General features: G+C 38.9%; 20 protein-coding genes. 9 read left to right on the plus strand and 11 right to left on the minus strand.

The genetic code is table 11. The features are described from left to right. Positions 1-5: 5 nt before the first annotated feature. Complete coding sequence (locus tag WD048_14505; protein ID MEX0813426.1) at positions 6-509, minus strand: DUF6495 family protein; 504 nt, start codon at positions 507-509, stop codon at positions 6-8. Between the two features lie 121 nt (positions 510-630). Here WD048_14505 and WD048_14510 point away from each other — a divergent pair, with 121 nt between their 5' ends. Together WD048_14510 and WD048_14515 are read left to right on the plus strand one after the other, a co-directional pair. Beyond that, positions 631-1,542 (plus strand): AEC family transporter, encoded by a 912-nt coding sequence (locus WD048_14510; protein ID MEX0813427.1) that lies wholly within the window; start codon positions 631-633, stop codon positions 1,540-1,542. After that, positions 1,539-2,660 carry an FAD-dependent oxidoreductase gene (locus WD048_14515; GenBank protein ID MEX0813428.1) on the plus strand — a complete coding sequence of 374 codons (1,122 nt, stop codon included), beginning with the start codon at positions 1,539-1,541 and terminating at the stop codon, positions 2,658-2,660. Before WD048_14510 ends, WD048_14515 begins: the two co-directional genes overlap by 4 nt. Before the next feature lie 50 nt (positions 2,661-2,710). Here WD048_14515 and rfaD read toward each other — a convergent pair whose 3' ends face one another. Next, the gene (rfaD, locus tag WD048_14520; protein ID MEX0813429.1) at positions 2,711-3,700 is read right to left on the minus strand and encodes an ADP-glyceromanno-heptose 6-epimerase; all 990 of its coding nucleotides are present in this window, start codon (positions 3,698-3,700) and stop codon (positions 2,711-2,713) included. Between the two features lie 76 nt (positions 3,701-3,776). Here rfaD and WD048_14525 point away from each other — a divergent pair, with 76 nt between their 5' ends. The 3 genes from WD048_14525 (at position 3,777) to WD048_14535 (ending at position 6,472) form a co-directional block, all read left to right on the plus strand. Beyond that, entirely contained in the window at positions 3,777-4,373 is a 597-nt protein-coding gene (locus WD048_14525; protein ID MEX0813430.1) for an ATP-dependent Clp protease proteolytic subunit, read from the plus strand. Positions 4,374-4,383: 10 nt separating this feature from the next. Beyond that, a complete protein-coding gene (locus tag WD048_14530; GenBank protein MEX0813431.1) occupies positions 4,384-4,974 on the plus strand; it encodes an META domain-containing protein in 591 nt (196 codons plus the stop codon). Positions 4,975-5,077: 103 nt separating this feature from the next. After that, positions 5,078-6,472: a hypothetical protein gene (locus tag WD048_14535; GenBank protein MEX0813432.1), complete on the plus strand. Its 1,395-nt coding sequence runs from the start codon at positions 5,078-5,080 to the stop codon at positions 6,470-6,472. Positions 6,473-6,730: 258 nt separating this feature from the next. On the opposite strand, the gene WD048_14540 is transcribed toward WD048_14535, so the two are convergent. From WD048_14540 to WD048_14555, 4 genes are read right to left on the minus strand one after another with little or no spacing between them, the layout of a single operon-like run. Then, positions 6,731-7,720 carry a nitronate monooxygenase gene (locus tag WD048_14540; GenBank protein MEX0813433.1) on the minus strand — a complete coding sequence of 330 codons (990 nt, stop codon included), beginning with the start codon at positions 7,718-7,720 and terminating at the stop codon, positions 6,731-6,733. A gap of 34 nt (positions 7,721-7,754) precedes the next feature. Beyond that, the gene (locus WD048_14545; GenBank protein ID MEX0813434.1) at positions 7,755-9,011 is read right to left on the minus strand and encodes a DUF4105 domain-containing protein; all 1,257 of its coding nucleotides are present in this window, start codon (positions 9,009-9,011) and stop codon (positions 7,755-7,757) included. 22 nt (positions 9,012-9,033) lie between these two features. Further along, a complete protein-coding gene (locus tag WD048_14550; protein MEX0813435.1) occupies positions 9,034-9,510 on the minus strand; it encodes a divergent PAP2 family protein in 477 nt (158 codons plus the stop codon). Between the two features lie 47 nt (positions 9,511-9,557). Then, on the minus strand, positions 9,558-10,664 hold the full coding sequence (locus WD048_14555) for a DUF3524 domain-containing protein (protein MEX0813436.1): 1,107 nt from the start codon (positions 10,662-10,664) through the stop codon (positions 9,558-9,560). 113 nt (positions 10,665-10,777) lie between these two features. Here WD048_14555 and ychF point away from each other — a divergent pair, with 113 nt between their 5' ends. Further along, complete coding sequence (ychF, locus tag WD048_14560) at positions 10,778-11,875, plus strand: redox-regulated ATPase YchF (protein MEX0813437.1); 1,098 nt, start codon at positions 10,778-10,780, stop codon at positions 11,873-11,875. A gap of 171 nt (positions 11,876-12,046) precedes the next feature. Continuing rightward, positions 12,047-13,069 carry a ligase-associated DNA damage response exonuclease gene (locus WD048_14565; GenBank protein ID MEX0813438.1) on the plus strand — a complete coding sequence of 341 codons (1,023 nt, stop codon included), beginning with the start codon at positions 12,047-12,049 and terminating at the stop codon, positions 13,067-13,069. 21 nt (positions 13,070-13,090) lie between these two features. Here the strand turns inward: WD048_14565 and gldC are convergent, their stop codons facing one another. After that, a complete protein-coding gene (gene gldC, locus WD048_14570) occupies positions 13,091-13,438 on the minus strand; it encodes a gliding motility protein GldC (GenBank protein ID MEX0813439.1) in 348 nt (115 codons plus the stop codon). 89 nt (positions 13,439-13,527) lie between these two features. After that, complete coding sequence (locus WD048_14575; protein MEX0813440.1) at positions 13,528-14,028, minus strand: TlpA disulfide reductase family protein; 501 nt, start codon at positions 14,026-14,028, stop codon at positions 13,528-13,530. 46 nt (positions 14,029-14,074) lie between these two features. Here WD048_14575 and WD048_14580 point away from each other — a divergent pair, with 46 nt between their 5' ends. Beyond that, the gene (locus tag WD048_14580; GenBank protein ID MEX0813441.1) at positions 14,075-14,482 is read left to right on the plus strand and encodes a hypothetical protein; all 408 of its coding nucleotides are present in this window, start codon (positions 14,075-14,077) and stop codon (positions 14,480-14,482) included. Between the two features lie 15 nt (positions 14,483-14,497). Here the strand turns inward: WD048_14580 and WD048_14585 are convergent, their stop codons facing one another. After that, positions 14,498-14,968 carry a hypothetical protein gene (locus WD048_14585; GenBank protein MEX0813442.1) on the minus strand — a complete coding sequence of 157 codons (471 nt, stop codon included), beginning with the start codon at positions 14,966-14,968 and terminating at the stop codon, positions 14,498-14,500. A gap of 180 nt (positions 14,969-15,148) precedes the next feature. Between WD048_14585 and WD048_14590 the strand changes: the two genes are divergently transcribed. Then, entirely contained in the window at positions 15,149-15,313 is a 165-nt protein-coding gene (locus WD048_14590; protein ID MEX0813443.1) for a hypothetical protein, read from the plus strand. Between the two features lie 69 nt (positions 15,314-15,382). Here WD048_14590 and WD048_14595 read toward each other — a convergent pair whose 3' ends face one another. Together WD048_14595 and WD048_14600 are read right to left on the minus strand one after the other, a co-directional pair. Then, on the minus strand, positions 15,383-17,227 hold the full coding sequence (locus tag WD048_14595; GenBank protein MEX0813444.1) for a DUF885 domain-containing protein: 1,845 nt from the start codon (positions 17,225-17,227) through the stop codon (positions 15,383-15,385). Positions 17,228-17,264: 37 nt separating this feature from the next. Next, on the minus strand, positions 17,265-18,314 hold the full coding sequence (locus WD048_14600) for an endonuclease/exonuclease/phosphatase family protein (protein MEX0813445.1): 1,050 nt from the start codon (positions 18,312-18,314) through the stop codon (positions 17,265-17,267). Positions 18,315-18,381 lie beyond the last annotated feature (67 nt).

Below are 18,381 nucleotides of genomic sequence, written 5' to 3' on the forward strand. Positions count from 1 at the left end.
GCAGTTTAATTTTGAATGGCACGGCTTTCTTTATAGAGCATTTCCATCAGTCCGAAAGATTTTTCATCAGATCTTTTGGCACCGGCTTCTACATAAATAAAAACCTCTTCGTTGCGGGTCTTCTCGTATTTTTCTTCTTTTCTGAAAACGGACAATTTTGCTGCCAGTGATTTCTGAACACTGTTGATGAAATCCTTTAGTTGTTCAGGATCACGGAAATCCATATCAGTTTTCGGATCAGCAGTGAGTCCAACTTCTATGTAAGTATTGTCTTTAAAGTAGAGTTGGCGGTATTTTTTCTCTTCTCTGAGCTCCAGATATTCAACTTTGGTCAATACCTGATCGAAAACCTGTTCGCTGAAAGCTTCAATCAGTTCCAGAGCGCGCTCCTGCTTTTTAATACGAATATGCGCCCACTCTTCAGGTGCAATAGATCGCTTTGACAAAAAACCCATAAATTCTTTGTCCAAACTTTGTAATTCTTCAAATGAAAGCAATCTAAATTTCATGCAGTGCTTAATTTTATGCAAAGCTATGAATAAAGCGGTCAATCTTTCAATGTGTAGTAACCTGAGCTCTTAAATAATTATCGAATTCAGGTTGTGCTAATGCAATGTATATTTGCGGCTCATGCAGCAATTGATTTTATTGTTTCTATTTCTCGGAGCTGGACTGGCATTTCAAAAAGTAAAATGGCTGCCTCAACAATCAGCGCATTGGCTGAATGCTTTTGTTATCAATATCAGTCTTCCGGCACTGGCGCTGCTGCATATTCCTGCAATTTCATTTTCGGCAAAGCTTATTTTTCCGGTAGCCACGGCATGGATCGTATTTTTACTTGCAGTACTGCTTTTCAAATTGTTGCAATCCTATATGAGCTGGGACAAAGCGACTGTGGGCTGCCTGATCCTTACTTGCGGATTGTGCAATACTTCATTTATCGGTTTCCCGATTGTCAAGGCGCTTTATGGTGCTGAAGGTATGCAGACGGCCATCCTGGTAGATCAACCGGGGTCATTTTTAGTGTTGAGCACTTTGGGTGTTATTGTCGGAATTGTGTTTTCCGGAAGTAGTGCCGGACCCGGGATTATCTTTAAAAAGATATTGTTTTTTCCGCCTTTTATTGCTTTTTTATCTGCGCTGCTTTTAAAAACCATCAATTTTGAATGGCCCGAAATGGCGGAAAGTGCATTAAGCATTATTGGTGCTACTATAACCCCTGCCGCGCTGCTGTCTGTGGGTTTACAATTGAAAATTAAGGGTGCAGGCTTGTCCAAAAAGACTGCTGCCATAGGTTTGTTTTATAAATTGATTCTGGCACCACTGAGTATTTATCTTTTGTATGTGCTGCTTTTTAATCAGGGCGGAATATCTACACAGGTGAGTATTCTGCTTGCAGCAATGGCTCCTATGATCTCGGGCGGTATTTTAGCCATACATTTTAATTTAAAGCCGCAATTGGCCAATTTCATTGTTGGCGTGGGCATTCCCATTGCCTTTGTTACCGTATCTTTTTGGTATTTAATCATTTCAGGCCTATGAATTTCAGTTATTGGGAAAAGACAGAATTTCTAAATTATGATCATATCATTATTGGTAGTGGTATTACTGGATTGAGCACTGCCATTCGACTCAGGGAATTAGAGCCAAAAAGCAAAGTTTTAATTTTAGAACGGGGTATTTTGCCCAGCGGAGCCAGTACCAAAAATGCAGGTTTTGCCTGCTTTGGCAGCCTAACGGAAATTATTGATGATCTGGAAAACATGTCTGAGTCCGAGTGTTTGGGTTTGATAGAAAGGCGTTGGAAAGGTTTGAGCAAATTGCGCAAAAACCTGGGCGATGATAGTATCGGTTACCAGGCTTGTAAAGGCTATGAACTGATTGAAACAGAACAGGAAAAATACCTTGATCAATTGGGCGGCATAAATAAAATGTTGCAGCCCATTTTCAAAAAAAATGTGCTTGAGCTATGCAATCATAAAATCAAAGATTTTGGTTTTTCCCAAAAGCATATAAAGCATTTACTGGTCAATGAATTTGAGGGCTCGGTAAATACCGGAATGCTGATGCAAAGCCTTTTGCAAAAAGCCGCTGAAATTGGTATTCGCATCATATCAGGAGCAGAAGTAGCGCATTGGCAGCGTGAAGGAAATGGCGTAGAAGTTCATTGTGAAAATGGTACTGTTTTTAGGGCACAGCAACTAGGGATTTGTACCAATGCCTTTGCCAAAAAGCTTTTGCCTGAATTGGACATCCGTCCTGGGCGGGGTTTGGTATTGGTAACAAAGCCATTGAAACAATTGCCTTTTGAAGGTATTTTCCACTACGATTTGGGCTATTATTATTTCAGGAATATTGATGACAGAGTTTTACTGGGTGGTGGCCGCAATAAGGATTTTGAAACCGAAAATACCGTTCAGTTTGGCTTAAACCCTTTGATCAAAAAAGATTTAGCTGATAAACTCCATCAAATTATCGCCCCTGGATCAAAGCCAGAGATTGATTATTATTGGTCGGGAATTATGGCTTTTGGAGCCAATAGAACCACTCTACAGGGCAGGGCCAATAAACATGTAGCCTACGCTCTGCGCCTGGGAGGAATGGGCATTGCTATTGGCACTTTAATGGGGGAGGAATTGGCAGAAAGGATGCTTTGTTGAAATTATTTAACCTGAAAATTTTAAATACAGTTTGAGATTTTAAGGATGAATCAATAATAATTTCTACTGCTCAAATAATTCTTTAAATAATCAGCCACACCTTCTTCTAAAGTAAAAGTAGCACTTGAATACCCAACTGCATTCAACTTTTGCATATCCGCTTCGGTAAAATACTGGTATTTGTCTCGAATATCTTCAGGGGTGTCTATAAATTCTATTTGCGGCTCTTTTTCCAAAACAGAAAATACAGCATGTGCCAAATCCAGGAAAGTACGAGCTGTTCCTGTGCCAATATTGTACAAGCCTGAAGGGGGACGTTCTTGCATAAAAAAGTAAATCATTTCCAGCACATCCATCACATAAATGAAATCGCGCAATTGCTCCCCATCTTTATATTCAGGATGGTGCGAACGGAAAAGACGCATTTTACCCTCCTTTTGGATTTGCTGGTAAAAATGAAAAATAACGGATGCCATACGCCCTTTGTGGTATTCGTTTGGGCCGTAAACATTGAAGAATTTCAATCCATACCAATTTGCCGGAGCTTTGTCCTGCTCCAATGCCCACAAATCAAATTCTTGCTTTGAGTTTCCGTAAGGATTGAGCGGTTGCAATGGGCGAATATCCATCTGATCGGAAAAACCCAACTTTCCATCGCCATAAGTAGCTGCTGAGGAAGCATAAATAAATGGAATATTTTGTTCAGCAGCTTGTTTCCAGAGAAATTTGGAATAATCTACATTTAAATTGTCAAAAGTTTTTTTGTCAAATAAAGTGGTATCAGTTCGTGCGCCTATGTGTATGATCAATTCAATGTCAGTGGGTAGTTCTTTTGCTAAATACGCTGAGCGATTGAGCAACTGTTTGTACTTTTTGCCTGCCCAGTTCTGCTTTTTTTCAGGATGTGAAAAATCATCGAGCAGATAAATATTGGCAAAGCCTTTCTGATTTAAATAGGAGAGTAGGCAACTGCCAATGAATCCGGCTGCTCCTGTCAATAAAATTCCGCTTTCTTTTTGTAGAGGGTTATTTTTTTTCATGGTTCTATTAACAAAATGATGCTTTCACTCATTATTGTTTAAATTTGACACTTCTAAATTCAAAAATTAAAATAAAATGCAAAACTACTTTATTTCAGACGATAAAAAAGACGATAAGAAAAAGCAAAGTTCAATAGCTGAACGTTTTGAAAACCAGTTTTTAAAAGAGCGCAAAGTGTTTCTCTGGGGACAGGTAGATGATAAATCTGCTGAAAAAGTGGTGAACCGCTTACTCTTTTTAGAAGCCCAGGATCCGGGTAAGGAAATTAAATTCTTCATCAACAGCCCCGGTGGTATTGTCACCAGTGGAATGGTGATGATGGATACAATAGAACTGATCACTTCTCCGGTTAGTACTATTTGTATGGGCATGTCTGCATCTATGGGTTCATTGCTTTTATCACAAGGCGAGAAAGGCAAAAGGTTTATTTGGCCAAGTGGCAGGGTAATGATCCATCAGCCGAGTATGGGCGGTGCGCAGGGCAGTGCTTCTGATTTGGAAATTACCGCTCGAGAGATTAAACGCATAAAAGAACAAAGTGCACAAATCCTGGCCGATAATTGCGGGAAAAGCTTTGAACAAATTATGAAGGATTTTGACCGTGATTTCTGGATGGATGCCAATGAAGCTGTTAAATATGGCATTGCAGATGCGGTGGCCAAAGAATTATAAACATTATTAAATGTTTTCCGTAATAATGAGCGGTGCTACTGTAGCACCGCTCTTTTTTTTCAAACATTCGATTATGAACAAGTATTATCTCATAGCTTTTTTGGTGTTGAATTTGATTTTTCTTTATGCTTGCAATAAAGAAGATGAAAGTCTGACAAAAACCTGTCCTGTTGATTACGAATACACAGAAGTGAATTTTAAGAAAGAAATGAGCATAGAACAGCGCTGGCGTTTTGTTGGTTTTGAAGACAAGTCAAGTAAAGAAATTCAAGATCCGCCATGCCGCACAACCCCGATAACTATTGCTTTTGCAGATACCATCCACGACAATTCAAACAGTGAATTCTACTTGCCTTATTTGATGAAAGGCACTATGCTGATCAACAAGTTTACAAGCTCTTATGAAGTCGCTGAAGAGGGGCGTGCCATAGAAGTTTCACGCGTGATTGCTTCACAGGTAAAGGGACAGAATTATGTCAGTGCGTTTGAGGAAAAATTTATTGATGGCATTCAAAGAATGAACAGTTTTGAGATAGAAGGAAACACCCTGCGCTTGAAAAATGAATCCAAAGCCTATGATTTGCTTTTTTATGCTTATTGACATCAACAAATAATTGAGTGTAAATATTAAGCCGTTTCTTCAAAAACGGCTTTTGTTTTTTACAAAAATCAAATATTTACAGAATAATCTATAGTTTTGAACAATGTCGAATAGAACAATCAGATATATATCAGGAGCTGTCTTAAGTACATTGTTATTAATGATTCCTGCATTTTTTAATGGCTTTCCCCTTGTGTACTCTGATACTGGTACCTACATCATTTCTGGAATGGAAATGGCAATTCCAAAAGACAGACCTGTTATTTATGGTTTGTTTATTAAATATTTCAGTTTGAATTTCAGTTTGTGGTTTGTTTTGTTTTTTCAATCGGCTATTGCTTCTTATGTGATTTGGGAATTCAGCAAGCTTTTTTTCAAAGGCTTTAAGTTTAGGTATTATATTTTACTTGTTTTCTTACTGAGTAGTTTTACGGGATTATCCTGGTATTCCAGTCAAATTATGCCGGATATTTTCACCCTAGTTTCAATAATGCTTATTGTTTTACTGCTTTTCGAAAACAAACATAGTCAGACAAAAAATGCGGTATTCTACTTGTTTTTATTGCTTAGTGTAAGTGTACATTTTTCCAATATTCTTATTGCAGCAATTGTACTCATCGGGTTATTTGTTATTTCTAAAAGTAGTGTTTTAAGCAAATCCTTAAATGACAGCTTACGATACAGATTGCCGATTTTGGGCTTGATCGGTTCAATTGTATTTGTTTCACTTGTGAATTTCAGTATTGGACGCACTTTTAAAATAAACCAGGGCAGTCATGTATACCTTATGGGGCGAATGCTTGACAGCGGTGTTTTGGTTTCCTTTTTACAGAAAGAATGCAATAATTATGATTATGCACTATGTCCTTATAAAGATAGAATACCAGAACACAGTCGAAAACTTTTGTGGGACCAGGACAGCCCACTGTATGATTTGGGTGGATGGGAAAATAGTCGGGCTGCGTTTAATGAAGTCTTGTTTGGTATTTTGACCAATCCCAAACATCTGAGTTTATTTGTTTTCAATTCATTTACGTCAACGATTGCTCAGTTATTTCAAAATGATATTGGATCCGGAATTAAAAGCGATTGGTACGCAACTCCTTCAAGTCCACCTTACGCTGCCATTTCCAAACATTTTAACAAAGACCTGAATCAGTATATCCAGTCAAGGCAGAATACAAATATTTGGGGGCAGGGACTTGATTTTGATTGCTTGAATATAATAAATCACCTGCTTTTGATATTCAGTGTGCTGGTTTTATTGGCAGCAACTTTTTTTGAGTCCTTAAAATCAAAAATGCCTGATTTAACCAGGTTTTTAATTATAGCACTGGTTTTAGGAGTTTTGTCAAATGCCCTGGTTACTGCAAGCTTTGCAAATGTTTATGATCGATTGCAGGCAAGAATCAGTTGGGTGCTGATTTATTTGGGTATAATATTATCCCTTTACTTTGTCAGGGTTTGGAGTAATGGGAATTTTAAGTTCAAAAGATAGTGAGTGTGCCTTAAAATTCAAATTCTACCATTTTTTGGCAGAAAATTTATGTATTATTCTGAAACACTTGTAAATATTGATGGTTTAGAGGGGAATATTTTATCCAACTTTAAATTTTAGGTCTGTTGAGGTAGCCAATGTAGCCACAAGGCATGCCTTGTGGCTACATTGGCTATTGCGGGGTTATGGTTGACAATTCTTTTGATTTTATCTCTTTGGTTCTGACTTGTCCAGGTTAGGGATTAGCGGGTTTTAAATTTAAGTGCTCACCTTTTCTTTCTTTAATGCTGTTTCATACTCCTCAACCAGCGTTTTTACCACTTCTTCCACAGGACGGATTGCATTTACAAATTCAATTGATGGACCTGCACACCAAAGGGTTTTATAGGTAGCAGAAAAAGCCGCATTTTCCAGTGCTTTCATACCGCGATAGAAAGTGAGCATTTTCATCCACTTTTTGAGTTTTTTGTTTTTGTTGAGCAGTTTCTCCAGCCAATTTTGTTCCGTCCCGATTTCCTGCACATAAGGCGTATTGATTACTGTGCAAGGCGTGCCTGAAAGTTTTGTTGTAAGCACAATATCATCCTTGCCGTAATCCACGCAAGCTTGTTTGTATTCCTCAGATACATCAGCTTCCACGGTGGCTATAAAAGGAGAACCAATTGAAGCCCCGCAGGCTCCGAGTTCGAGTTTTTCCAATAGTTGATCGCCTTTGCCAACCCCTCCGGCTGAAATTACCGGTATGGAACAGGCGTTTACCAACTCGGGAATCAGCTCTTCGGCAGGCTTCGGCCCTGCATGTCCGCCTGCACCACTGTTAACTGCAATCAATGCATCAGCCCCCAGTGCTTCCACTTTTTTGGCGAATTTCACATCAGTGACATCACAAAAGACTTTGATGCCTTTTTCCTTGCAGGCATTTATGGTTTTTTCAGGACTGCCCAGTGATGTAATAATGTAGTCTACACCCATTTCCACACAGGTATTGAGCTGTTCATCAAGGCGAATATTCGATTTGTTAACTATAAGATTGATGCCAATAGGAGCATCTGTTTCGGCCCTGATTTCATCCAGTGCTGTGCGAAATTCCTTGTCGGTTCTGTAATTAAGCGCTGGAATGGCACCTGTGATACCGGCCTTTCCGGCAGCAATGCACATTTTGGCATTCGATACCAAAAACATGGGCGCCATAATAATAGGGTAGCGAATATTCAACATTCGCGTCAGTTCCGTTTCTATTCTTTCCATTATGATTTTTTTGTAAAAATAGCAAAAGCAGTCATCATTCCTTTGGATTCAATTTGTTGTGGTATAAAAGAAAGCTGCTTCTCAATATAATTGTAAGTAAAACTGGAATTACAGCCGGGTGGAAGTTTTGAGGTAAAATCAAATCATCAGCAAGCGAAATCAGGCATAGGAAAATGGTTAGCATCAAATAAAGGCTGATAAATTTCCCTTGCTTTTTACGCAGTAAAACAAAAGCAAAGACCAGGTGTGTGGGTAAATTCCAGAGTAAATTGAAATTTTCGGTGGCTGTATGGTCGGTGAAAAAACTTATAAAAAACAGCACTGAGCCATTGAGTCCCAAAATTAAAAAGAACAGAAAATCAATGCCTTTGAACGCATTTCGGGTTTTAAAACCCCAGAGTGTCAGCAATGCAAGCAGTCCGAAAAAGAGCCAGAAAACAGTAATGGGTCCCGGGCTGATATTTTCCTTCATATAATCCACATCTGATTGATAATGTATGAGCGTCTTTTGAACCAGGGGTTTTTTCTTCCCATTTGCCATGATTGTAGCTGAAGCAAAAGCATCCATCAGGTATTCCGGCAAATAAAGGTATTCATGAAAAGTAGCTTTCTCGTCAATTTCAGCGCCCAAAGCGATGTCAATTCCGAAATTGCCCCAGGAATTGTGAATAATGTATTCATCTACCAGCTGACGAATGCTTTTTCCGGCTTTGAATTTTTCTCCTTTGTAACTGTACTCAATTGTATGTCCGCTGGCCAATTCAATAATATCGCGCGGAATAGTGGAGCAGTTGTGAAAAAAGTAGTTGTAGAGATAATAGCGATTTTCAGGCAGCCGGTTGCGTTCTAATGTATCGAAAAGCGCCTGTTTTTGTTCCTGATCGAAATTTAAAACCTGCTCATATACCGAACGTTTGTGGTATTCGTAGGAATAAACAAAACGATCAAAATCGTTGACTCCCAAGCGATACCAAAGATGTCCCATTGCAAAATTGGCGTAGAAATTTGCTTGGTTGAAGCTGAATATACCGTAGTTGTATGCATTGTTGATGCCATTCTCAGGATCATAAACCCTGATGGCTGTATGGCCAAATGCCTCATATAGATCGGGACCCTGCCCACAGGTGATAAGACTTACACGTGCTTTCCCAGATAGTTTTTGTGCGGCATTTGCATTTATTCCAGTAAAGATAAGCAGGCATGAAACAATCAGGGCCAACAATAAAGGTCTTAAATACATGAGGTGAAAATAAAAAGTATTTGCAAAGGTATTGCTGCTATTAATCCACATTTATACAATTCATTAGCCCTGCTTAGCGCAGCATTTCAAGCCAGTAGTGCAATCCCAAACTGACTCCAATTCCGAGCATTGCGCCCACAAAGACTTCTATGGGAGTATGGCCCAAAAATTCCTTGAGCCGTTCGGGCTGTAGTCCTTTGTGTTCAGTAAAAATCTCGATCATCATTTTGTTGAGCACTTTGGCTTGTTTACTGGCCGATCTGCGCAATCCGGCAGCATCTACCATTACCACCGAAGCGAAGCAAGCCGCAATTGCAAAAAAGGTAGAATCAAATCCTTCAACCAACCCTACACTAGAGGCCATAGCTGTCACGGTAGCGCTGTGGCTCGATGGCATTCCTCCTGTGGCAAAAAGCAATTTGAGATTGAATTTCCTTTTGCTGAAGGCTACCCTTATGGTCTTGAATATCTGGGCGAGTTGATTGGCCGCGAGCAATGCTACAATTACTTCAAAGCCATTGCCATCTATTTTTCTGAGAAATTCCTGCATACGGAATTAAAATAAAAATTAATTTCTGAAGCAAGATACTTTTGATGTTATTTTTTTGTGATTATTTGCTCGAAGCAATTGTCATAATTTTCTATAATCTCGTTCCAATCGTATTTTTTGACAAATTTTTGGGTGTTCTGGTTTCGCAGCACATTCACATCCATGATCATGCGCTGTAGTTTATTTACAAATTGTCCTTCTTCATAAAACAAACTTTTGTGCATGATTTCGGGAAAATGTTCGGGATAGGCCAATCGCTTTGGCAAAAGGGGAATGCAATTGCAATAGGCCGCCTCTATCACACTTCCGCCAAAAAAATCCTGATTGGAAGTGACCGGTAAAATATCCGCTTTCCACAGCAGGTTTTTATAGGTTTCAAAGTCTTTGGCATATCCCCAGTGGATGATCTCATTATTGAGTTGTTTTTTTGCACGATCAAAAATTTCAGGGTATTTTCCCCTTGCCTCACCCAATACGATCAACTGAAACTCAATGCCCCGATCCTGCAATTCAAACAGTGCCTTGAAAAAATCATCTGGATTTTTGTCGTATTCCCAGCGGTGGTTCCACAACAGAATGGCGCGTTCTTTTTTCTCCTTTTTGGGAACATGATCAATATCCAGGGATTTCAAATCCATACCGAGATGAAGCACTTTAGATTTTTGTGCGATGGTATCTATAGTATTGAGATTTTGGTGATCGGGAAATTTTTCAAGAAATCCAGGGAGTGCATCTAAAAAACCTTCTTTGTGAAACCGTGAATTGAAGAAAACTTTGTCAGCCGCCAAAGCCGAGGCATAATTGATAAAGGAAAAATTATTGTTGAAATTTCGCATCTTATCCCTTTCCGATAAAGGGTAAGTCAGTTGATTTTCGTGAAAATAAAGGGCTACGGGTATTGTATTAATTTCTTTTCTGCAAAGTGATAGAAATACATTGAGATCAAGCATATCTGACGCTAAAATAAGATCGCTCTGTATCCTTGAGTTTATAAATTCATTAGCCAGGGTAACAGCTCCGCCATACATGCGCCATTTCCAGAATTTTCCGGGAAGTCCCAGGATTTCAATTTTATGTTTGGAATGCTTTTGAAATCCTTCGGCCCATTTCTTGTGCGATTGTCCCATGAATGGGTCTATTATTGTGATATTCATTTTTCAGCTTTTGCATCAATTTAGTAATTCGCCTGCTGCTAATTCAAAAATAGTAAACTACCTTTGCAGCAATATTCAAATAACAGCTGTCATTTGCAGCTAAAATTAATTATATGGCTTTACAATGTGGAATAGTAGGCTTGCCCAATGTAGGAAAATCTACTCTTTTCAATGCACTTTCAAATGCAAAGGCACAGTCTGCAAATTTCCCCTTTTGCACCATCGAGCCAAATATTGGAACCATCACCGTGCCCGACCACAGATTGGTAGAGCTGGAAAAATTGGTAAAGCCACAGCAGGTTGTTCCCACAACTATTGAAATAGTGGATATTGCTGGTCTGGTAAAAGGTGCGAGCAAAGGAGAAGGTTTGGGCAATCAGTTTTTGTCAAACATCCGGAATACCGATGCCATTATTCATGTATTGCGCTGCTTTGAAGATGACAATGTAACACATGTTGACGGAGCTGTTGATCCTATCCGGGACAAGGAAACAATTGATCTGGAACTTATTTTTAAAGATTTAGACAGCATTGACAAGCGCATTGACAAGTACAAAAAAATGTCTAAAACAGGAGATAAAGATGCCCTGAAAGCAAGCAATTTCCTGATCGATTTGAAAGCACATTTAGAAGACGGCAATCCTGCAAGAAGTTTGGAAATGAGCAAAGATGAATTTGCCCTGATAGCCGATCTCAATTTACTGACAATGAAACCGGTACTCTATGTTTGCAATGTAGATGAAAATTCGGTTGTAAGTGGCAATGAACACACCAAAAGGGTGGAAGAAGCTGTAAAAGAGGAAAATGCTGAAATTTTGCTGATCTCTGCAGCTATGGAAGCTGATATTGCTTCATTGGACAGTTTTGAAGACAGGCAAATGTTTCTGGAGGAAATGGGACTTCAGGAACCCGGGGTACACCGTTTGATTCAAAGTTCCTATAAGTTATTAAACCTGATCACTTATTTCACAGCCGGAGAAAAGGAGTTGCGCGCCTGGACCATTAAAAGAGGATTTACAGCGCCACAGGCAGCCGGAGTGATTCACACAGATTTTGAAAAAGGATTTATCCGGGCAGAAGTAATAAAATATGATGATTATATTGAAATGGGATCGGAAACTGCTGTAAAAGAAGCCGGAAAGATGAATGTTGAGGGAAAAGAATATGTTGTTCAGGATGGCAATATTATGCACTTCCGCCATAATGTTTAAGCAATTGATTTAAAAATTAAAAGCTTCTGAATAACTGATTTTCAATAGCTTGTGTTTTTTATATAGATGCATACCGTTGTGAAATTTTCTTTTTTCAGTGCTTGAATCCTGCATTTTAATTTCCTATTTTGAGTGAATCAAAGGATTTTTTTAGGTTTAAAATTCCTCCCTATGGCTCAACTTCTACTCGTAACTCAAAGTGGTATTTACTGTCCTCAAGGTGATTTTTATATTGATCCCTGGATTCCTGTAGAATATGCAATAATTACCCATGCACATCCCGATCATGCAAGGATAGGACACAGAAACTACCTGGTGCATAAAGACTCAGTGGGTATGCTGCAACATCAGATAGGCCCCTATTTACAATGCCATACTGTTGATTATGGTGAATGCATTGTTCGCAATGGGGTTAAAATTACATTGCATCCTGCCGGACATATTCCCGGCTCTGCACAGGTAAGGCTCGAATATAAAGGAGAAGTTTGGGTTTTTACCAGTGATTTTAAACTCAGTTCTGATGGCATTTCTACTGATTATGAAAGTATAAAATGCCATGTATTGGTTAGTGAGGGAACATTTGGCCTGCCTTTGTTCAAATGGGAATCACAGGAAATTATTTTCGACCAGATCAATCAGTGGTGGAGCAAAAATAAAGCGCAGAAAAAACAAAGTGTGCTCGTTTGCAATGCTATTGGAAAGGCACAGCGAATATTGAGAAATATCGACCCGAATATTGGGTCACTTTATGCGCATCGCAGTATTTACAATATAAACCGGGTATTGAATAGACAAGGCATTCTGGTTCCGGACACAAAAAGACTGGAACTTTCCGATAATGAGAACTGTGAAGGCGCACTGCATATAATTCCTCAAAATGTATTGAATACACCCTGGATCAAAAGTATTCCCAATTATTCTCTTGGCATTGTGTCTGCATGGATGACACTAAAAGAACAGCGCAAGAAAAGACTGTTCGACAATCATTTTATTTTATCCGACCATGCCGATTGGAATCAGTTGAAAAAAGCAATAATCAATTCGGAAGCAGAAAAGGTTTACCTAACGCACGGTTATTCTTCATCGCTATACCGTTGGTTGAGAGAAGAAGGAGTAGATGTGCATGAATTTCAAACCAAATTTAAAGGGGAAATGGATGAACTCAATGGGAAATATGATTTGATCTCCGCATAAGAAAATAGATGCCTTCCTCCTTTATTTTTTGTTCTTGGCTTTTTCAGCTGCACTGATCTTATCTGCCAGTGATTCACAAAATTTTCTCATTTCTGGCATTACAATTTCGCTTTTAGTTGCCCTTTGGTATGTATCGGCAATTGTCAGCAATGTTTGAAAGAAATGTGCATCCATTTCATCGAGTCGCATATCATTTGTCCAAAGGTCAATGTGCATCGCATTTTTATCTTCATGATCCCACATCGAAAGCATGATGGATTTGGTTTCTTTGTAATCCTTTCCCGAATCGCTGGCTTTCCATTCTATTTTTTCGGGAATTTGCTTGTCGTCCAGGCTTATTTTAAAATTGATCTCTGAAGTTTTGCCCATAAGTTTTTTGATTTTTGGCAAAGTTAGTTCAATTCTTTGGATTAGGCTGAGGGGGGGAGGGCAGAATCTGTCAGGGATTTAGGAAAAGCTTAGTTTTCAGCAATCAGTTCTTTAATCATTTCAATATTTTTTGGAGCATTCCACTCTATGCTGCCAATTTTTTTAAAAATCACTTCACCTTTGGAATTGAAAATATAAGTAGTTGGAATCGTTCTGATGCCGAGTTTTTCCCGCTTTTCCTGCATTTGCAGGTAGGTATAAGAATAGGGAAATCGCTGTTTAAATTTTTGCAGCAAAGGGAGGTTTTCATCAGAGACAATAAGGAATTCGATATTTTCTCCCTCCAACGCTTTTTTTGCATTTTCAATACTGGGCAGTTCCGCTATGCAAGGGCCGCACCAAGTTGCCATTACATTCAAAAAAACTGTTTTTCCTTCTAATTCGGTTTTAGAAAAAGTACTGCCGTCCAGGTTTTTAAAAGTCAATTCCTCTAAAGTGATGCCAGGAGCCACACGGTACATATTATAATAGACCAAAAAGGCAAAAATTAACAGCAGCGGAATCAACCATTTTTTAAAAGATAGAACCATTTTTTTGTTTTGTCGTATTGTAATGTTAACTTAATGTTAATAAACTATGAAGACACTATTATCCATATTGTTTTTTAGCCTGATTTTTCTTACAGCAATATCCCTTCATGCAAAGGATATTTACACTGTGTATAATGAAAAAGGAAATAAGGTAAAAGAAGTTGTGCAAATAGACGAAAAAAATCACAAAGTGGTAAAATACCATGAAAATGGCGCTATAGAAGAACAGGGCTATTATAAAAACGGTGAAAAAAATGCCTGTTGGTTGCGTTACGATGAAAAGGGAAATTGTATCTCAAGAGTATATTTTGACAAGGGTGTGCGAACAGGTGTTTGGAATATTCAGGCATATAATGGTACGTATTCTTATCAAATTGCCTATGAAGATGACAAGGCAATACAGATCAAAAAAATAGCTGTTTCCGGTAAAGTTCTTGAAGAGATTGAGCCATAGAAATTTTATTTAGAATTAATTTCCCCTTTCCAACTGCTCCAAATAAGCTTTGCTTTTGCTGATTTGCGCCTTAAAATCATTGGCAATTTCTTCAATTTTCTCTTTCTCCTGTTCTAAATATTGCATGGCTTCTTGCTCAGTTTTTTCCTTTGGTTCTCTATAGTTTTTCATCCATTTCATCATTGAAGCAGCAGTGGCGTCCAGGCTGAGTTTTTTCATTTTTAATTCTTCAATTACTTCAGTAGGAACATTATCCAAACTCGATAAGCTGTCGGTCTTTCTTTTAATTTTTTCCTGCAAGCTTGAAATTTCCTGCATACGTGGCATCACTTCATCGTGAATACGAATAACTTCCTTGTGCATATAATCCACCTGGCTGGGGCTTTTCTTTTGTTTGTCATTTTTCTTTTCTACCGAATTGCATGCAGCAAAAATCAGTAATAAAGCTAAAATGATCAGTGCAAAATATTTTTTATTGTAAAACATGCTTTTTTATTTTTGTTACTATTGAAAGGTTAAAGATACCAAGTCTTTTAGAATTGTTCTAAACTGCAATCTTTTGGAACCAAAGCAAGGTGAAATTAATTGAAAGATTGTCATTTATAGCAGAATGCTCTATGGATTAAATAGAGTTTTATTATTATTGCAATGGAAAAACGAACCCCAATGTCTGAAACACAAATTTCTTCTGAAAAAGTATCAACTGAAAAATCAAGTCAGGAAGTTGATATTCCCAAATTGATCAAAACTAAATTTTCTAAGAAAAATCCTTGTCCAGAGTTTGTTGAAAATCTGAGAAACCAGGTGATCAATAGCGAGGTGGAGAATTAAAGCAAAAGTTTTTTTCAGTCCTTTGTCCTGGTTAGGTTTATCAGGTTGCATGATTTATTTATGCTGTTCCTAAGCGTCCTTCCCCTCAATTTTTGAAGCAATATACTTTTCTACATTCTCTTCCAGAATATCCAACGGCACTGCACCATTGGCAATAACTACTTCATGGAATTCACGAATGTCGAATAGTTTGCCCATTTCCCGCATTGCTTTCTTGCGCAGCTCCAGAATTTTCAATTGCCCTACTTTATAAGCAGTAGCCTGTCCGGGTAGTACAATATGCCTTTCCACCATTTTCACACAGTCATCATAAGGGTTGGGCGTGTTTTCAGAATAAAAGGCAATGCCTTCTTCACGTGTCCATTTTTTGGAGTGAATACCGGCATCTACTACCATGCGGCAGGCGCGCCACAATTCCATGGCCAGTCGACCGAAATCTGAGTAAGGGTCGGAATAAAAACCCATTTCCCTGGGAATGTATTCTGAGTATAGTCCCCAGCCTTCAATATAAGCTGTGTAATTTCCGCCCAGGGTCCTGAACTTAGGCAGCCCCTCTAATTCCTGAGCAATGCTCAGCTGCATGTGGTGGCCGGGAATCCCTTCGTGATAGGCCAGGGCTTCCATTTGATAAACCGGCATTTGGCTCATGTCATAGAGATTGACATAATAAGTGCCAGGCCTTGAACCGTCTGGTGCGGGTCTTTGATAAAATGCCTTACCGGCAGTTTTTTCTCGAAATGCTTCCACTCTTTTTACTGTGAGTTTAGCTTCTGGCTTGGTGATGAAAAGTTCATCCAATCGGGTACGCATTGTATCTATCAGCGCAATGGATTCATGCAGGTATTTTGCTTTTCCACTTGAATCATTGGAATAATAGAATTGCTCATCTTCTCTCATGAATTTGAAAAAAGCCTGCAAATCTCCCTCAAAATCAACCTGACCTTTGATATTGCGCATTTCATTGTGGATGCGCTCCACTTCTTCCATGCCTTTATTGAAAATGTCATCAGCACTAAGCTCGGTAGTTGTGATCTTTTGAAGTTGGGAATCGTAAAATTCATTGCCATTCTCAAATTTCCATACACCAGCTTCTTCAGTGGCTTTGCGCTCAATTCTGACTATTTCAGCAATTAATTCCCTGTATGCTGGAAGCATAATGGTTTTCAAACTCTTTTCAGCATTATTAAGCATTGTCTTTTTATCAGCATCAGAAAGGCTGTCGAGTGCTGAAATTTTTGATTTAAAATCTGCATACACAGCATTCGTATCTGCTGAATTGTCCAATGGATAACCGGAAATGATATTTTTGCAATCGTCAAGCACGTGTGGAAACACAAATTTTGGAGCGATGATGTTTTTCTCAGCTCTGAGTTCTAAATTATCGATCAATTGTTCGATAGGATAGTCCACGGTGGACAGTCGCGTAAGATAATCCTCGGCATCTTTGATTGTGCTGATCCGGTGGATATTGATGAAAAAAGAAGGAATCCATGAGTGGGTGCCATGCATTTGGTTCACAGGGTAGGAGTAGTGTCTGAATTTGAATCGCTCTATACCTTGTTCGAGGCTTTTAATTTTCATGCGGTAGCTGAGCTCGCCTTGGGGAGTCATTTTAGCTGGGTCAAATTTCATTTTAAGTGTATCGAGTAAAGCTTTATCCAACTTATGTTCAACAATTTCCATAGAATCAGAACGGTCGCTCCATTTATCGTAATCTTTTTTTATGCCGAGGTACGATTGCCAGGTAGGGTAGCGGTCAACTTGTTCGTCCCATTTTTCATCCAGGAATTCAAAAAAATCTTTGGTGTAAGTTTCCGGGTCAGTCTTTTCCACTTTTTTATCTGAAGCGGAATTGTTACAGGCTGCAATTAAAAACAGAGTAATGGCAAATACAATCGAGTATTGAAATTTCATTTGGAATATTTTTTTGCAAAGTTAATTTTTTGGAGAATTAATTGGACTGTCTCAAGTTAATCAATTTGATATCCACATAAACCGGCAGGTGATCGCTGTAGCCACCGTTGTATCGCGGGCCGAGATAGGTTCTGTTGGGTTTTACACCCTGGTGAGTAGGATCTTCTTCAAGCAACCAATCCTGGGAAAACACATGCGCGCGCTGGTTTTTCACTTTTAAATTCCGCTTGCCGTACCAGAGGGCTTTAGAAATAATAATATGGTCCAGCACGCTCCATTGCCCCTGGTATTTATGGGTGCCGATATTCCAGCCTAAATTGGCTGTAAGGTTTATTAAGTGCCCATCCTCGGGTTTCTTATGCGCATTTAAAACTTCTTTTACACTAATGTCTTCTGGTTCATCATTTAAGTCTCCTGTGATGAAAATATTGGCATTTGCATCTCTTTTTTCAATTTCATCCATTTTGTTTACAATTACCTGGGCTGCCAGCATTCGTTTTGGCTCAGTAGCCACTTGCCCGCCATAGCGCGATGGCCAGTGATTTACAAAAGTATGCAGTGTATCTTTTTCAAAAACCAGAAATTTAGCATAAAGCACATCCCTTGTGGGCCATGCATTTTCTTCCGGAAATTTTACTTCAAGGGCTTCCCATTCCAGTAGTTTCAGTTTGTCTTTTAAATAGATCAGACCAACATCAATACCGCGGTTGTCGGGCGATTCCTCATGCACAATTTCATAGCCTGAATTGATAAGTGGCGTTTTATTGAGCAATTCTTCCAGTACAAAACGGTTTTCAATTTCAGCAAATCCTACTATATCAACTGTTCCCCATTCCCCAACAGCCATTATTATTTTAGAGGTTTTCTGCAATTTGTCATTGTAGCGCCACCAGTTCCAGCGGTTGTTGCCCTCGGGCGTAAAATCATCATCGCGCTTCAGGCTGTCGTTGTAGGTGTCAAACAGGTTTTCTACGTTGTAGAACATCAGGCGCAGTGATTGCTCATCTGAATTGTTCTGTGCAAATGAGGGCTGAATGGCAATAAACAGCAGCAAACAGAATATGATGTGTTTTAGGTGTTTTTTCATCCTGCTGTTAAAGTTAGTTTTTTTCGGGTTTTAAGCTGTTAGCATAGAAGATAAATTGTGGAGTCAC

The organism is Chitinophagales bacterium (assembly GCA_040877935.1).
In the GTDB taxonomy this organism is placed as follows: domain Bacteria; phylum Bacteroidota; class Bacteroidia; order Chitinophagales; family CAIOSU01; genus JBBDNB01.

Coding starts and splice junctions, on each gene's coding strand:
- WD048_14525 (MEX0813430.1), top strand. CDS start 3,777: ATGCAAAACTACTTTATTTCAGACGATAAAAAAGACGATAAGAAAAAG.
- WD048_14555 (MEX0813436.1), bottom strand. CDS start 10,664: ATGAATATCACAATAATAGACCCATTCATGGGACAATCGCACAAGAAA.
- WD048_14530 (MEX0813431.1), top strand. CDS start 4,384: ATGTTTTCCGTAATAATGAGCGGTGCTACTGTAGCACCGCTCTTTTTT.
- WD048_14575 (MEX0813440.1), bottom strand. CDS start 14,028: ATGGTTCTATCTTTTAAAAAATGGTTGATTCCGCTGCTGTTAATTTTT.
- WD048_14600 (MEX0813445.1), bottom strand. CDS start 18,314: ATGAAAAAACACCTAAAACACATCATATTCTGTTTGCTGCTGTTTATT.
- WD048_14590 (MEX0813443.1), top strand. CDS start 15,149: ATGTCTGAAACACAAATTTCTTCTGAAAAAGTATCAACTGAAAAATCA.
- WD048_14580 (MEX0813441.1), top strand. CDS start 14,075: ATGAAGACACTATTATCCATATTGTTTTTTAGCCTGATTTTTCTTACA.
- ychF (MEX0813437.1), top strand. CDS start 10,778: ATGGCTTTACAATGTGGAATAGTAGGCTTGCCCAATGTAGGAAAATCT.
- gldC (MEX0813439.1), bottom strand. CDS start 13,438: ATGGGCAAAACTTCAGAGATCAATTTTAAAATAAGCCTGGACGACAAG.
- WD048_14595 (MEX0813444.1), bottom strand. CDS start 17,227: ATGAAATTTCAATACTCGATTGTATTTGCCATTACTCTGTTTTTAATT.
- WD048_14535 (MEX0813432.1), top strand. CDS start 5,078: ATGTCGAATAGAACAATCAGATATATATCAGGAGCTGTCTTAAGTACA.
- WD048_14540 (MEX0813433.1), bottom strand. CDS start 7,720: ATGGAAAGAATAGAAACGGAACTGACGCGAATGTTGAATATTCGCTAC.
- WD048_14505 (MEX0813426.1), bottom strand. CDS start 509: ATGAAATTTAGATTGCTTTCATTTGAAGAATTACAAAGTTTGGACAAA.
- WD048_14545 (MEX0813434.1), bottom strand. CDS start 9,011: ATGTGGATTAATAGCAGCAATACCTTTGCAAATACTTTTTATTTTCAC.
- WD048_14585 (MEX0813442.1), bottom strand. CDS start 14,968: ATGTTTTACAATAAAAAATATTTTGCACTGATCATTTTAGCTTTATTA.
- WD048_14565 (MEX0813438.1), top strand. CDS start 12,047: ATGGCTCAACTTCTACTCGTAACTCAAAGTGGTATTTACTGTCCTCAA.
- WD048_14515 (MEX0813428.1), top strand. CDS start 1,539: ATGAATTTCAGTTATTGGGAAAAGACAGAATTTCTAAATTATGATCAT.
- WD048_14550 (MEX0813435.1), bottom strand. CDS start 9,510: ATGCAGGAATTTCTCAGAAAAATAGATGGCAATGGCTTTGAAGTAATT.
- rfaD (MEX0813429.1), bottom strand. CDS start 3,700: ATGAAAAAAAATAACCCTCTACAAAAAGAAAGCGGAATTTTATTGACA.
- WD048_14510 (MEX0813427.1), top strand. CDS start 631: ATGCAGCAATTGATTTTATTGTTTCTATTTCTCGGAGCTGGACTGGCA.